This window comes from Novipirellula artificiosorum, from assembly GCF_007860135.1.
Classification (GTDB): Bacteria; Planctomycetota; Planctomycetia; order Pirellulales; family Pirellulaceae; genus Novipirellula_A; species Novipirellula_A artificiosorum.
In genome coordinates this window covers 243355-258293 of record NZ_SJPV01000006.1, presented here as the reverse complement: position 1 = coordinate 258293, position 14939 = coordinate 243355, and the positions used below count along the sequence as shown (strand labels likewise).

At 54.3% G+C, this 14939-nt stretch carries 17 protein-coding genes and 1 tRNA gene; 5 read left to right on the top strand and 13 right to left on the bottom strand.

The window, feature by feature from the left end:
* Positions 1-214: 214 nt before the first annotated feature.
* Positions 215-652, top strand: a complete 438-nt coding sequence (locus Poly41_RS17880; RefSeq protein WP_146528082.1) for a hypothetical protein — start codon at positions 215-217, stop codon at positions 650-652.
* A 294-nt stretch (positions 653-946) separates the two neighbouring features.
* On the opposite strand, the gene Poly41_RS17875 is transcribed toward Poly41_RS17880, so the two are convergent.
* On the bottom strand, positions 947-1264 hold the full coding sequence (locus Poly41_RS17875) for a hypothetical protein (RefSeq protein ID WP_146528081.1): 318 nt from the start codon (positions 1262-1264) through the stop codon (positions 947-949).
* A gap of 422 nt (positions 1265-1686) precedes the next feature.
* Between Poly41_RS17875 and Poly41_RS17870 the strand changes: the two genes are divergently transcribed.
* Both Poly41_RS17870 and Poly41_RS17865 read left to right on the top strand, forming a co-directional pair.
* Positions 1687-2031, top strand: a complete 345-nt coding sequence (locus tag Poly41_RS17870; protein ID WP_231615748.1) for a hypothetical protein — start codon at positions 1687-1689, stop codon at positions 2029-2031.
* A gap of 69 nt (positions 2032-2100) precedes the next feature.
* On the top strand, positions 2101-3078 hold the full coding sequence (locus tag Poly41_RS17865; protein WP_146528079.1) for a PEP-CTERM sorting domain-containing protein: 978 nt from the start codon (positions 2101-2103) through the stop codon (positions 3076-3078).
* 139 nt (positions 3079-3217) lie between these two features.
* Here the strand turns inward: Poly41_RS17865 and Poly41_RS17860 are convergent, their stop codons facing one another.
* The 12 genes from Poly41_RS17860 to Poly41_RS17810 all read right to left on the bottom strand — a co-directional run bounded on the left by Poly41_RS17860 (position 3218) and on the right by Poly41_RS17810 (position 12511).
* Entirely contained in the window at positions 3218-3424 is a 207-nt protein-coding gene (locus Poly41_RS17860) for a hypothetical protein (protein WP_146528078.1), read from the bottom strand.
* 359 nt (positions 3425-3783) lie between these two features.
* Positions 3784-3996: a hypothetical protein gene (locus Poly41_RS17855; RefSeq protein WP_146528077.1), complete on the bottom strand. Its 213-nt coding sequence runs from the start codon at positions 3994-3996 to the stop codon at positions 3784-3786.
* 3 nt (positions 3997-3999) lie between these two features.
* A complete protein-coding gene (locus tag Poly41_RS17850; RefSeq protein ID WP_146528076.1) occupies positions 4000-4809 on the bottom strand; it encodes a hypothetical protein in 810 nt (269 codons plus the stop codon).
* A complete protein-coding gene (locus Poly41_RS17845) occupies positions 4806-5120 on the bottom strand; it encodes a hypothetical protein (protein ID WP_146528075.1) in 315 nt (104 codons plus the stop codon). The genes Poly41_RS17850 and Poly41_RS17845 overlap by 4 nt, the downstream gene beginning before the upstream one ends.
* On the bottom strand, positions 5117-5437 hold the full coding sequence (locus Poly41_RS34955; protein WP_231615747.1) for a hypothetical protein: 321 nt from the start codon (positions 5435-5437) through the stop codon (positions 5117-5119). Before Poly41_RS34955 ends, Poly41_RS17845 begins: the two co-directional genes overlap by 4 nt.
* Positions 5438-5672: 235 nt before the next feature.
* Positions 5673-8525 (bottom strand): toprim domain-containing protein, encoded by a 2853-nt coding sequence (locus Poly41_RS17835; protein ID WP_146528073.1) that lies wholly within the window; start codon positions 8523-8525, stop codon positions 5673-5675.
* Positions 8497-8661 carry a hypothetical protein gene (locus Poly41_RS34170; protein ID WP_197231410.1) on the bottom strand — a complete coding sequence of 55 codons (165 nt, stop codon included), beginning with the start codon at positions 8659-8661 and terminating at the stop codon, positions 8497-8499. Before Poly41_RS34170 ends, Poly41_RS17835 begins: the two co-directional genes overlap by 29 nt.
* Positions 8654-8896, bottom strand: coding sequence for a helix-turn-helix domain-containing protein (locus Poly41_RS17830; protein WP_197231409.1), 243 nt, complete (start codon positions 8894-8896; stop codon positions 8654-8656). The genes Poly41_RS34170 and Poly41_RS17830 overlap by 8 nt, the downstream gene beginning before the upstream one ends.
* Before the next feature lie 135 nt (positions 8897-9031).
* Positions 9032-9475 (bottom strand): hypothetical protein, encoded by a 444-nt coding sequence (locus tag Poly41_RS17825; RefSeq protein ID WP_146528071.1) that lies wholly within the window; start codon positions 9473-9475, stop codon positions 9032-9034.
* Positions 9472-10656 (bottom strand): tyrosine-type recombinase/integrase, encoded by a 1185-nt coding sequence (locus Poly41_RS17820; protein ID WP_146528070.1) that lies wholly within the window; start codon positions 10654-10656, stop codon positions 9472-9474. The genes Poly41_RS17825 and Poly41_RS17820 overlap by 4 nt, the downstream gene beginning before the upstream one ends.
* A gap of 142 nt (positions 10657-10798) precedes the next feature.
* A tRNA-Arg gene (locus Poly41_RS17815) sits at positions 10799-10872 on the bottom strand.
* 223 nt (positions 10873-11095) lie between these two features.
* On the bottom strand, positions 11096-12511 hold the full coding sequence (locus Poly41_RS17810) for a trypsin-like peptidase domain-containing protein (RefSeq protein WP_231615746.1): 1416 nt from the start codon (positions 12509-12511) through the stop codon (positions 11096-11098).
* A gap of 424 nt (positions 12512-12935) precedes the next feature.
* Here Poly41_RS17810 and Poly41_RS17805 point away from each other — a divergent pair, with 424 nt between their 5' ends.
* Complete coding sequence (locus Poly41_RS17805; RefSeq protein ID WP_146528069.1) at positions 12936-13424, top strand: RrF2 family transcriptional regulator; 489 nt, start codon at positions 12936-12938, stop codon at positions 13422-13424.
* Positions 13425-13502: 78 nt separating this feature from the next.
* The gene (locus Poly41_RS17800) at positions 13503-14888 is read left to right on the top strand and encodes a RidA family protein (protein WP_146528068.1); all 1386 of its coding nucleotides are present in this window, start codon (positions 13503-13505) and stop codon (positions 14886-14888) included.
* Positions 14889-14939 lie beyond the last annotated feature (51 nt).

Here is a 14939-nt window from a genome sequence, read left to right as displayed (position 1 = left end):
CCCTCTGCGGCGAAAACCGTGCAACCGCTTCGCCATTTCACAGCACCGTCCTCGAAAGGAAGCATTGGTTTATCGACCAACTCGTAGATGTTTCGCCCATGCAAGTTTCAGTCCTTGGTACCGAATGGGAAACCAAAGTGAATGAGTCCCTTCATGGTGATGCTCGATGGTCCTTCCGGCAATAGCCAAGTTCTCCGATCACGAGTGTTTGTCCATGGGAACTGAGAATCCGTACCAGCCAACTTCTCATGCGCACCCAAGGAAGTCGTCGACGCAAGACAAGGAAGAAGTCAAACAAACCTTTCGCTGGCAAGTTATCCCCTGCCTGTTGTCGGTACTGTTTGCCTTGTTTTGGGGGATTTTGCTTATCTTGGCACTGGAAGAGTTTCGTGAACTTTCCAACCGATGGGACAGACGCAGTTCACCTGTAGCAGACAGTATCATTGCATGTCTGCTTGGTTTGTGTTCGATACTTTTGGTCGCATCGCAGTTGCTGGCCGCGAGGTCTTGGATTCGTCAGCGGTATTTTGCAGCGTTACTGTTCGGCCTCGTGGGTGTTGTCTCGTTGATCATCGCACGTCACGCTGATTTCAGCTCACTCCAATTTCTCATCTGGGACATCACGCAAGCTCTAGGGTGGGACGAAGGTTAGAAAACCGGAGAAGCACGCGATGGAAGCGGAGTCGTCAAGCAAGGGGAACCGACCGGTGGGTATCGCCGCCATGACCGGCGGTGTCGCCATGGCGCCACGAACCGAAACGCTCGATCCGGTTCCCGCATGACGGGGGCACCGCTCGATTGAGCCGCGGAAACACCGCAAATCACGCAAGGATGGCAAGGCACGCCCAGTAGGATTCGAACCTACGACCTACGGATTAGAAGTGGGTAAACCGCTATGCTGAGAGGTGCGAAAACACCGTGTTTTGCGGGGTGAAACGCAATCTGGCTAAGCGATAAAAGAGACGAAAACGACGCTGCGGGTGTAGTCGGGTGTAGGTGTAGTTTTTTGTGTTTTCCTGGACAATCGAACGGAATACCCACGGATAAACGATACGTTTGCACCAACGAAAAACCGCACCCAGTTATGAGTGCGGTTGCGGATCGGCTTGGCGAAGTCAAGAGGTTTGGTAAACCCCGTAGCAGATACGGGGTTATCCGCCAGCTTGCGGTAGGCTGCGATTGTTGGTCCAGTAAACCCTAAAGCAGCTTTAGGGTTTTCTTCTCCCTTTGCGGTAGGCTGCGATTGTGCTTGGATTAAACCCATGGTCAGACCATGGGTCTTCTTCTCCCCTCGTTTGTTGGCGAATGAGCGTTGACCACGTGGTCAACAGATTGCCTATCCACCTCACCTACTGCGTGCGACGCTGCGACAAGGATAAGGCTAAATTGATTTAGCCTTATTTGGCATCCACCTCCCCGCATGCGTGCACCCGTGCTCATTCGCACGATGAAACGTGCGCAACCGCACCTTCCCCGAATCCATTGCCAACGTCGAACGGAAGCCAAATATTTTTCCGTGAAGGAAATAGCAGAAACAATCGTGAAACTGCCGGCCAAGGAGTGACCTATTGTCGCAGTGCCTTTCTGATAGGGGGTTTGGGAATACGGATTGCAGCGGGTCTACATATGTGGTTTTCGTAGCCTAACAACAAACCGACTCATGAAATGAAGAGGTCCACTTCAATCGTGATAGTCTGCTTAGCGACGTTGGTCGCTAGTGCAGGCAATGCATCAGCGGGGATTATGACTTCTCCGTTTGAGGTGGACTCGTTCGCGAATATCGATGCGAGCAGCCTGCCAATAACGAATCCTGACGACGATTCCAAGCTTGTTGATGCTTTCCAGCAGACCTCTGGCATGAGTTGCCAGTCGAGTGGTGGCGTCGATAATACGCCGCTGGTTCTTGCTGGTATCTCTGACTGGCATTCGTCTCAAACCATTCTGGTTCAGTGGTTTGTCAATCAGCGACGGTTCGTGATTTCAAGTCCAATACCGATCTGCTTGCTGAAGGTTCCAATTGAAGTCGCGTAACACATCGCGACGTGTTTTAAACGCAATTCAATTTTCGGAACACTCTTAATCAAACACTGGAATACACTAATGAAGAGTCAATCTCTATTTTTGGCTGCTTTCATAACAGTTGTGGCAGGCATCTCGCAGCCCTGTTTTGCCGGAGCCATCGTTTCGGGTTTCTTAGACGGCAGAATATTTGCTAACTATGAAAAGCCCGGATACTATGATAGTTTTGGGATATATGTTAGGGATCCCGACAGAGAGTTTAGTATGAGCGAATTTTATGGGACTATCTCTACACTCATCGATTCTGAGACTGAAATTGGGGCAAGTCTGGATTCTTCGTGGCATCCGACGGCGGTTGTAACTTCCAATTCCAGAGCAGAGATTGACGCGGTGATCAAATACGGAGGATTGTCGCTCGGATTCGACATCGATGTGGCTCTCGATAGCAGCGTTGAATATAGCAGCAGTAACGTGGAATTTGAGTATTATCTTCAGGCGACGGAAATCGCCACGCTTCGGAAATCGGGTGAGGGGCCCATCGCAGACACTAAACTTTTTTACACCTATGATCTCACAGGGGCCTTCACTCATTCAACTGTTTCGCAAGGGTATGCAGGGACCGACCCCTTTTTCGTAGGTGGGGGCAATGGATGGATTCAGCTTAGCGCCGGAGTTGGAGGTTTTATCGGGTGGGACCTTCTACCTGATGCAACGTATACTTCGCTTACTGTTGAGCATAAAACCGATACATTAGGAAATTCGCAAAGCTCCATTTCTATGTGGGTCAGCATATTAAATACTGCATCCGGCGGCGGATCTGGTTTTACCCGGTTCACATTCCCCCATACGCTCAAGCTGACCTCTGTTCTATTGGAGGACGGTACAACCCCGGAGGAAAACGGGTACACACTGGAATTTGCATCCGGTGCCAAGTCTCCAAATCTTACCGCGCCTACTGGTACTGTCCCCGAACCCACCTCCCTCGCCATCTTCGGCTTCGGTGCACTCGGCCTAGTCGCCAGCGGTATCCGCCGACGTAAGCGAAAGCATACGGCGTAGCACCAACGCGACCCTGGCATTTGAACGTGTTCGAGGAGACCGTCGTCAAGCCATCGGGCGATCGTCGTCCGCGAAACGCCAGCGATTTCGCCGCACTCGGTCAACGTGAGTAGCTGGGTGGGATGTCGTTCCTTCGACCTCATCCAAGCAGCTCGGCAAGTTCGGCTTTGATTCGCTTTTCGGCATGGTCATCAAAGAGGGTGTTTTGCTGTTCCATCTGGAGAAGCAACCTCGTCGCCCGCAGTGCCAAGGGCCAATCGTCGCTCTGAATGATGATTCCCAATGCCACAACGGTCTGGAGGCGGTCGGCCTGTGTGATGGGCCAGTGGCGTTTCTCGTCGTCCATTTTTATCCCCTCCGCTGGAAAAATGTTTTAGTTACAGCAAAACGCCGGACTATATTTGAATAGAAATGGGATTTTTTCCACCGCAGTAGGACTGAAACCGCCATTAGGACCCGATAATCCCTCCTGGGGGGGGGGTAAAAACAGGAACCACGCCACGTGGAAAGTCATGGCACATGACGCGGTTCCCCAACGTGCGTGGCTGTGTTGCGCCAACCACGCACGGAATATCAAAACGGGGATCGTGGGTAGATTCAGAACCCACGACCCCCTAACGTGCTCGGCCTGAAGCAACAGCCAAGCACGCCCCCACTGACGAACACGATAGGGAGTTGTAAGTACCATCGTGCTCGCCAGAATCGTTACCTTTCAAGAATCGCATCGGCAACGGCTGCCAATATCTGCTCGGCGTCCGGTGGTGCGTAGCCTGGCGACGCTGGTAACCCCAGTACAATCCTTGACAATGCTCGTCCTCGCTTCTCGCCATACAAGCTGCATAGCCTACGATAGCGAGCCGATGAATCGTCAACGGCTTCGTCGGCGACCACGATTGCGTCTAGTGATGATAGTGCCATGTTCTAAGTTCCTGCATAGTAATCAAGGGATTCTTCGATTGCCTGCAACGCTGCCGACAATTCTGATTCAAGTTTTGCAATCTCTGGTTCAAGCTCTCGCTTTTCTTCTCGCAAGTGCTTCTCGATGTCCATCCAATCCGCCGAGAATTGCAACTCACGGCGACCGTGAATGTTTCGTTCAATGACCGCACCGGGAACCGAACGCTTGACCTGTTCCAAATACTTCTTAACGTCGTCGCCATACTTGCCTGGATCCAAACAGCAATCCAGTTCGTTTAGCCGAATCTTCTTTTCGCCTAGCGTTTTACCAAGACTGCTCTTGACCAATCGTCGCTGCTCGTTAGCAGACTCTCGAACGTGCTCGGGTGCAAGTTCTCGCAATCGCACGACCGCTTCGGTTTGATCGGTAACACGCTTTTTCGCAAGTCTAGCATCACGCTCGAGTGCGTCCCGTTGCTTCTGCAAGGCGTCAATTTGTGCGTCAAGCTTCGGACCTTCCGAAGCGAGGACTTCGCCGGACTTCTTCGCTTCGACCTGGCTTGCCTTACGTGTTGCCAAGTCGCCGGCAATCGCTTCGTCACGAATGACATTGTGCATTCGCCGACGCTCGCTCTTGACGCGGCTTTCATCCCAACCACGCTCACGAAAGTAAATCATTTCCTTATAGTTTGCTGCACGATTTGCAATCACGAGCTCACGTAGCAACTGGTCCGCCTCACGAATGTTTTCTTCGTGATCGGCGGCGATGCCTGCTATGAAGGATTGGGATTCGTTCGCTGGCTTCGGCTTCGGTTTTGCTTTCGTCGCTGTCATCTGTTTCTCTCAATATCGACAAGGTTGTTGAAAAACTGTTCGTAATCGTCCGGATGTGCGGTGTCTCGAATCCAATCGTGAATCAATTGGCGATACTCATGTGGCAGTCGCCACCATGCCGCTGCACTCGATACGAGCACCGCATGTTCCCGCTGTCCAAGGTGGACGGCATATTCCGTTTCAATCGCTGGTGGCGTAGTCCGTGGCACGTTGCGAATTTGCAAGACCCAGATTTTCATGATCGCTTCAACCGATGTCTCGGCGGAAACGACAAATTGAATTCCGGCTTGATTCTCGACGTAATACTTCACCGTTTTTTTCCAAGCAGTTCGTTGATCCGTGCGTTGCGCTGTTGTGCCGCACGCTGCCTGGCTGCCTTCTTGATCTTCGGCGCTACCTTCTTTTCGGTAGCCTCGCGAATCTCGGCAAGCCGTTGCTGCGCCTTGCGAAGTTCTTCCTGCTCGGCTTCGGCCGCGATCTCATCGTATCTTTGCTGCTCTCGAATCGTTCGCACGGTATTGTCCTCTGGTGCTAAAGTTTGTTTTGCTTCACATTTCGCTCGGAGCGTTTCGGCCAAACGACATTCTGCGGCCATTCGGATTTGCTCAAAGTGTTCTCGTGAAGTCACGGTGTCCTCGCGGGTTGCGTGCTTCCATTTTCGCCAATGCCACAACTATGGTTAGTCCTGTTTGTACCAGGCGTGGTAACGAAGATTGATCGACCAACATCATCGACGCTGGCAACCTCTTTTCCGGTGCGTCCGCACGCATTGCACTTGAGATAGCTGATTCGCCTGGAGCCTCGAGTCTTCGTGCTGTACGTCATCATTCTGCCGCGACCGCACTGGCATCGTTCTCGTGATCTCATGCTTTCGCCTCCTGTCCTTCGGCTTGGACCTTTACGGGTTTGACGTGGCCGCATGACGGCGTGGTGCAGTCGTAGTTTCGATAACCGTTGACAACAATCTCGGCGGGCTCCATATCCCCACCACATCTCGGGCAGGGAAGCGGATTTTTTGAAGAGGGTGGGGATGGTTGGGATGGTTGGCATGTTTCCCCGGAGTTTCCAACCGAACCATGTGTGTGTTCTTTGTGTGTGCTATGTGTGTGTGGGTGCGACACACACACCTCTCGTACGTAAGGCCTGGGGTTTTTATCCCCACCATCCCCACCATCACAACCATTTTCAGTCCGAACGGGTTTAGCTAACCACCGCAAAATACCACCATGGCCAGATTCGGCGACAATTTGCCATCCGTTGGCGATTCTGCCGCGATACTTCCGCAAGGCATACCCCAACCGCCTTTGGTCGATTGTGCCCCTGGTCGTCGCGACTTCGGCCACCGCATCGCGAAGTGTTGGGAATCGGTCGGCGTTATCATCGCGGTTCAGCTCCTTCACAATTTCGCGAACCGTCATCCCGTCGCCGTGTTGGTCAACCTCGAGCAATCCTCCAACCAGACCGCGAACAATCGAACCCGATGAATCGTCAGCCTTGGCGGTTTCCCGTGTCGCCAACGGATCGGCAAGCCCGGTCCAGACAATCGCACCGCGAACCAGTGCTGACCATGCCTCGTAGCTTCCCCACGCACCGCCTGGCTGTTGTGGTCGTCCTGCGACGAAATACGCTCGCAAGATTGTCAACGCGGCCACGGCCAACCTGGGACGGTTCTCACGCACCCAACCAAGCAAGTCGGCATGTTCAAAGTCGGTACGTTCCTCGGGATTCTCAACCGTCGGTTGTAGTCGGATCGGCAAGACTCGCCGGGCCAAGTCGGTTCCGAAGCGAAGATTGTTCCCGGTTGCTGACCATATCGTTCTCAACGGCAAGTCGCCGGTGGTCTTACTTGAACCGAGTACGCGGTCACTCCACGTCGTCGCGGTCAATGCTGCATCCAGTGCCGCACCACCTAGCTCCTTGTCCACGTTGTCGAGTAATACCGCTTGCAATGCTTCAATCGCCGTCGCTGTGATTGCCTTGCGTTGTTCCTCATCGTCGCGGCTGTACGGTTTCCTCGCCGCTGGTCGTCCGAACGCGATAACACTTGAAGCATCGGAAAGCAAACTCTTTCCGCTGCCTCGGGTGGTCGCCGTTATCGCGAACATCGGAACGCAACCAGAAATAGCGGAACGTCCAATTTGACTTAACACCAATGCCAACCATGCCGACTTGTCGGCGTCGTCGCACCATTCAAAATCCGCTACCACCTCGAGCAATTCCTTCGCGGCTCGTTGTGCATCCGTTTGACTTGGTTTCTCGGGCACCTTTTCAAACTTATCGCCTGGAACGTGAAGCAATCCCGTTTTCGCGTCGTATCCTGTGGCCTGTAAGATTGTGCCATCGGCTCGCAAAGTCGGTGCGGCAATGATGCCTGTGAGCGTAGGAACGTCGCGGCCATATTCGCCGCGAGTAAAAACGCCTTCGATCAACCACCTCGGTGGTGGTGTCGCCGCTATTTCGATTCCTTCATCGGTCACCTTTTCAACCACAAGTTGGCAAGCATCGGCAATCCGCAAGGGTAGCTGTCCCATCGGCAACGGCCTGATTCTTGGCGTGCCTGCCGGCATGGTGACGTGTCCCGAAATTTCGGTGGGGTCGTCCTCTGTGACGACGTGCACCAATACACCGCATCGTTGATACAGTTTCAACCGTTCACGCTTCGTCTGTGGAATCCAAGGCGTTGACCAACCGAGTTTTCCTAGCGTCGTCGTGACTTGATCGACACACCATCCATAGTTCAAAGTGACAAGCACCTCGGGTCGTCCATCCTTGGGGTCGTGCTCGCCATCTCTTGGCGCCCACGGCTCGGCTGCCGCGATTGCATCACGCACCGACTTGTCGCCGCCTGTGCGGCGTAGAACGTCGCGAACATCCTCACCATGCTTTTCGACCATCTCACCGGGCAATCGTGCAATGCGAACCGATGCCGCGATACCTTTGAGATTGCCGCCTGTACGCTGTGCTCCGTTCTGGCCTGCGTTATCCAAGTCGGGAACGATGACGACATTGACACCTTGGAAAAGTTGAGCGTACTTGTCGGCGAGAAACGATGTCGGCAATCCTGCGGCATTGAATCCCAGACCGATTAACGCGGCTGCGTCCTTGCATCCTTCCACGATGTGCCACGTCTCGCCTGGTTTCGGCAATCGTCCTGGGAAGAACATCCCGGCCATGCCACCGCCTCGAGCGAACCAGCCTTTGTGCCCTGGTGCAAAATCGTAGTAGGAATGAACCACGCCCGATTCGTTGTAAACCGGAACTCGAGCAACGGGATTTTTGTTTCGACCACGTTTCTCGATTGTGGGATTGAATTGCTTGAACGCATCAATCGGCATCCGCTTGTCGCGGCATACCTCCGCGATGATGTCACGCTCGGGCGGATTGCTTTGCTCGCCTGCGATTCCAAGATAGCCGGCCACTAACTTTGCGGCTTCGCCTTGCGTGATTCCATTAAACGCGGCCACGGTTCCGATCCCGTCGCCCGTCGGCTTGTTGCCGGTACAATTCCGGCAAGCAATGGAGCCCGTAGTCTCGGCGTCATCTGCCGGCCATATAACCGTCTTGCCGTCGCATACTGGGCAAGGGTGATCGTCGCCTCTCTTGGTCAACACATCGCGGGGAAGCGGTGTTAGCGCGGAGATGATGTCGCCCCATCGTCCCTCGGCGGCCTGCTTGATCGCAGTAAAATCAATTGACTTCTTCGGTTTCTGTGGCATAATAAAAGCTCATCCTGTCATCCCCTGTCAGGTTAAGATAAATCGCCGATTTGCCGTCGGCGGTAAAAAACGATTGCTCCCCACAACTGGTCACCCCCATGACCGTTTGTGCGGGAGCTTTTTTTCTTTCAATCACTCAGCCAATCTCGCGTGACTGTGGGGGGTGCCTTTCGGCTACGTGTGATCGGTCGCTGGCTTGCTCTGCGTCGTTTGAACGCTTCGATTTCCTCGCAAGGGATCACCCATCTCGATCGTTGCTTTCCAAGTCCGATGTTGACGGCTTGCAATTCGCCTGCGTCAATCAACTTGCGAACGTGGTCAATTCCACAGCCAAATTCCTTTGCCGTCTGTGGGACGTTTTTTGCTTCCATCGTGTTTGCTCCGTGTACCAACAAAAAAACCGCTGCCATGTGGCAACGGTTTAATTCTTAGCGGGTTCAAAACGATGTAGAAGGTTCAAAGCCAAGTTGTGAAACGAATGAAACGAATGAAACTTTTTGCGTTTCCTACGTTTCACGATTCGACTTGATTTTTAAGATGTCGGATCGCCTCCAACGTCCACGGCTTACCGATTTCACGCCAGCTTCATCGGCCCAACGCTTTAGACTTTTGTTTGAGGTGGTGCCAAGAAGTTTTCTTGCATCTTGAGTGTCGATGATGTCCGACTTCACGCCTCGCCTGCGTAGGATCGCATCGGTATACTGGTCTAGCTCATTGGGATTCATTTTCTCGACTTCGTTGACGCTCAAATTCAACGCCTGAGCTAGTTCAATCAATGTCCGATGAATTGAATCATCGCCGTCGCCAAGTCGCTTGTATCGTCGTTTATGGTCCTCTGCCATCGCCTTGATGCGAAGCCATTCATCCGACTGAAATAACGCCTCAACTCTGGCTTGTTGTTCTGCTGGCGGCAAAACTGTACGAAGTGAAACAAACTTTTTCTTGCTCATTTCGCACCCCCTTTCGGCTTCCCTGCGAGGAACCACCTCCGCACAAACTGACAGACCGCCTTCACTCGCTTCGGGTCGATTCCTTCGCGGTAGTTGCCTGCCATCGTGTTGTCGATGTGGCCCATCACGTAATCGACGGCCTGCTGATCCCTCGCACCACTGGCGACGGTTGCGAACGTGTGACGCAGCGCATAATGGCCAACACCTGGCTTGTCTATCTCGGCGGCTTTCTTCAATTTGTTGAACGCCATCGTCAAAGGGTGCGATGTGCTTCCATCTTCGGCCCACGGTCGTCGGTGCGTCGTGATGAACGCCAACGGCTCCAAACTCGGTCTTGTGGTGTACGGTTTAGCGTCAATCGCTTCTCGCAGTGCTGTGAGCGTTTCCGGCCACAACCAACAACCTCGAGCGATTCCCGTCTTGCCTCGCATCACGCCAAGCCAGTGGTTCTTAAAGTCGATGTCGTCGATTCGCAGTCGTGCAATGTCCATCGTGCCATAGGCTGCGTTCAGTCCCAACAAAATGAACGCTCGCATCGGTTGCGGCGATTCGTGATACAAACGCCACACTTCGTCTGCGGTGTATTCCTTAGCGTCCTGGGTGGCTTGGTGCTTGCGCACCGTAGACTTTGGAACGGCCTTCAGTCCGATGCTGTAACGGATCGGTCGTTTTGTGACTTCGATGTCGTTCGCGTACTTGAACAGCACACGGACCAACCGCAATTGGCTGTTGATCGTTGTCGGTCCCCATGTGTCGGGAAACGAATTGCGATACCGTTCAAAGTCGCTGGGGCGAATTGAATCAAGTCGTCGGCCTTTACCAAAGTGGGTAGCGATTTCCTTAGCCACTCTGCGGTAGTCTTTGAATGATCGCTCGCTCAATTCGCTGCGTTCTTTTTGCAGAGCCTTCGATTCCACGAAAGCATTGCAGAGCCACCCCACCGTTTCGCCATAGATCGCTTCGTCGGGATCTCGGCCTTCAAGTAAAGCTAGCTTTTGACGCTCCCACTCTTTTTCAGCTGCGACGGGATCGGCCCACACTCCGAAATAGTGCATCTGGCCAAGAACTTTTTTGGCCCATTGTCCGCTAGCGTGCGGAAAGAGAGGGAAGTCCTTGCGAGGCTTGGCAGGTTTGTTTGCCTTCGCTTTCGGACGTGTGGATGCTACACTTGCCTTTGTCATGATTGCTCCTCGAAAGCAGTCTTGATCGGCCTCGCAGTGTTACCCGCACTGACGAGGCTTTTTCATTGGTTCACCTACCTCCAATTTACCGGTAGCAAGGCATCGGGTGTAGTGGCAGGTGTAGCTTTCGTGAGAAATTTAGCACGCCCAGTAGGATTCGAACCTACGACCTACGGATTAGAAGTCCGTTGCTCTATCCAGCTGAGCTATGGGCGCGATTTCTTGGCGGCATTGTAACCGATTGCCACGACTCAGCCAGTCGGATCGATGGCAGGATCGTCTCATGCGGCGATCCTGCAATGGCGCGCGTTCGTCCCGGCTGGGTCGGCAAGCTTGCGAGCGATTGCGGGTCGCTACAAGCAAGATTGCCCCGGGACGTGCGCGCTGTGACTCCATCAGCTTGGCCGCGGCCGTTTCGACCGCGACCCCTGAAAGGTCTCTATCGCCGCTTGACTCCGGATTGAGCCGCTAGCTGCATGTGGCCGAACAACGTTTGTTCTTGGCGAACAATAAAGAACTTGGCTCGTGGGCCACGCTGCATGTCAGGGTGATCAAAGATCTCGGCGAGGTCGGCAAGGTTGGATGTCTGCCAGCCGTGAATCCCGATCATCACATCTCCCGGGACAATGCTCTGTTGGTCTGCCGGAGACCCGGGTCGCACTGCCGTGATGTACAAACCGCCTCGATAGCTGGTCCGCATCCGAGCATTCAGTCGGCGGATTGTCGATTCCGCCACCGGGCGTGCCTGAATGCCGATCGCTGACCAGGCGAGTTCTTCGACCGTTGCCGCGGAGGCTTGCCGGGGAGCGGCATCGAATTGCATGGCAACGTCAACTTGACGACCGCTGCGTTCGACGGCCAATTCTAAGGGCTCGCCGGGAGTCACTCCAAGCAACGCCAATGCGAAGTCGAGCCGATCATCGATGGGCCGCGAACCAACGCGGACCACGCGGTCTCCCGGCTTCAGCCCATCCCGTGCGGCGGGGCTGCTAGCGGAGACATGGGCAACGGTCACGCCGTCGCCATCGCGGGGTCCGCCGTTCGTTCGCAGTCCCGTCAGTAGACGTTGTTCGTTGTGGTCGTCGATCATTTCGGTAACGATCTCCACGACCTGATCAACAGGAATCGCAAACGCGATCTGTTGAGCACCGACACGAACCGCCACATTGATACCGATAATTTCGCCATCAATGTTCAGCAGCGGGCCGCCTGAGTTCCCCGGGTTAATCCCCGCGCTGATCTGAATCAGATCGCTGTACTCTTGCGTCTCGTTCACCGGAACATCGCGATGCAATGCGCTGATGATCCCTTCGGTGCTGGTGTGGACATAACCAAAGGCATTGCCGATGGCGATGACACTCTCGCCGACCATCAAGTCGCTGCTGGTGCCGCGCGGGATCGTTGGCAGCTCGCGATTGACACTGACCTTGATCAAGGCCAAGTCATTTCGGACCCGTGCGGACACCAAATCTGCGGTTGTGGTCGATCCGTCATCGAGCGTGACGAGGATTTCATCCACATCTTCGACCACATGGTAGTTCGTGATCACATAACCGCGGGGGTCAATGATCACGCCCGTCCCCATGCCGTTGACTTGCCGGAACGAATCGGGCCCCGTGGCTCCGGCCATTCCAGCCGCAGTGGCTCGAACCGTTTTTTGGCCATGAATGTTGACCACGGCGGGCGACGCACGGCGAATCGCCAGGACGGTCGGCGTTTGCCGGTTCGAGCTGGTGGTGCCGGACGGTCGCGGCGTTTGAGCGGCCAAAGGCTGCATGAGGCTTGAAAGCGAAATCACGACGCTGACAAACATCAATGGGCCGATTGCCGGGCGAGAGAGGATAGTCGATCGCATATATCCCTGAACCCGAGTCGTTCGGATGCACGTTAAAGGCGAACTCTACAACGGAACGCCATCAAACGCCGGTGTCACCGGCATGGCTGTTTGAATCGGTCCAATCTGAGCAATCGCTTGATGCGTTGCGCGATGCCCCGCAAGGTTTACCAGGCTTAACGTGCGCGGCAATTGAACGGGCTTACACCCGATCGACACCTCCGTTTTCTTCACAAAAAATCAGCACGCGCGACGCCATTTTCGAAGAAAACGACGACCTCTCCAAGTTCCATCGCACCGCCGCGGATCGGACCACCCAGGCAAACAAAACCGGTCAGAAGCGGTGGCTTTTTAAAGGAATGCGTCGTTTCGTGCTTTAATGCACACTTGAATTGTTTTGGGGTGTAATTAGACTATTTAATAATCACTAAGGAGCGTTTGTGCGATGAAACTACTCTCAGAGGCATGCGATTACGGGCTACGAGCCGTAATCTGGATCGCCCAGCGTCCGGACGAGCCTCAGAAGGTCAAGGACATCGCCGAAGGCATCAAAGCGGCCCCTGGTTACCTGATCAAGGTGCTACAGGAACTGACCAAGGCGGGGATTCTCAGTGCCCGACGTGGCAGCCAAGGCGGTTTTTTGTTGCGTCGTGACCCGACGGTACTGACCGCATTGGACGTGATTAACGCGATCGATCCGCTCGAACGAATCGAAACCTGCCCTGTGGACATCGAATCCCATCTGTCTGGTTTGTGCCCCATGCACCGCTGCATTGATGACGCAATGGCAAGGATCGAGGAAACGTTTCGCTGCACGACGATTGCCGATGTGATTGCTAGCTTTCCAACCGCCGAAACGTTTTGCAAAGCAATGGCCCCTCCTCGTTCGGCAACGACCGCGGGATCTGGCGGATCCAGTCGCGCGCGTCCGTAAACAGCCAACGCCGTAACCAAACGACCCGTACCTTTTTGAAGCTCCCACCACTTTCAATCGAATCGACAGAGGAAACCGATGAACGAATCCATCCAACGCACGGCGACGGCGGGTTCGCAACCGAGCCCAGCGGGGGCGGAAGCGGTCGTTTGCAATTCGCCGGATGCTTCCATTTGTCATCGCATGCAACCGATGAAACAGATGCTCACGAGCGAAGGATGCAGTGGAGGATGTCAGTTGGAAGCATTGGCCAGCGAAAACAAGATGCCAGCCTGCTTGCTGAGCGATCAACAGCACACGGTGATCCATTTGGATGGGGTCTGCCGGGTGGCGTTGATGGTCACGCCTCAGGCAAGTGGCAGCGCCGTGGACCAGGCGTGGGAAGCGATTTCGACGATACGGGTGATCTTGAAACAGCAATCGGTACCGATGACGGTCACGATGCAAACCGTGTTTGTTCGCTCTGCAGAAGAGATTCCCGCGTTCGCAAAATTGTTTGCAGCCTACTTTGGCGACTGTGTGCCAGCGACGAGCTTCATCGTCCAACCCCCTTGTGGTGGTCAAGCACTTGCGATCGAAGCCTGGGCGTTGGGAGGCGATGACGTCAAAGTGCAATTCCCGCTACCCGATGTTGTTACGATTGATTATCACAACCTGCGTTGGATCTACCTGGGTGGGATCTGTCCGCTGGCGGGTGTTTCGGGCGCCTTCGATGAAACCACGAGCGTTTTCGAACAATTGGTCACTCGGCTTGGGAGGGTGAATGCAACGTTCAAGGACGTTCCGCGAGTTTGGTTGTATCAGGGCAACATCACCGATCCGGAACAAGGCATCGAACGCTACCGCGAATTGAATCGGTCGCGAACCGATTTCTTTGATCAGTTGCAGGCAGAGGGACGAATGACCGTTTCTGACCAGGGACATGTGGTTTATCCTGCCAGCACGGGGATCGGCATGACCGGCGGAGGATTGACCCTTAGCGGGATGGCGCTACAGACCGATCGAAAGGACGTTCGGCTGATCTCTCTAGAAAACCCTCAACAGACCTCCGCTTTTGAATACGCGAAGAGCTTTTCCGTGAAGAGCCCCAAGTTCGCTCGTGCGATGGCTGTGATGATCGGCGAGTATGCAACGATCTGGGTTTCCGGTACCGCCAGCATTTTGGACAGCGAAAGCGTCCACCTTGACGACATTGAAAAACAGACCGAGCAGACCATCGACAACATCGAACAATTGATCAGTCCAACGAACTGTGAACGACACGGTTTGTCCGGCGTCGGTGCTGAGTTATCCGACTTGGCCAAGGTGCGAGTCTACGTCAAACGGCCCGAAGACTTCGAAAAATGTCGGGCTGTTTGCGAGCGTCGGTTTGGTGCTCTGCCAACGATCTACGCGTTTGCGGATGTGTGTCGTCCCGAATTGCTTGTCGAAATCGAAGGCGTCGCCTTTGCTAAAATCAAATAGCCGTCTCGTCATTTTATACTCAGGTGCATGATGTCCGGTCATGTAGTCGCA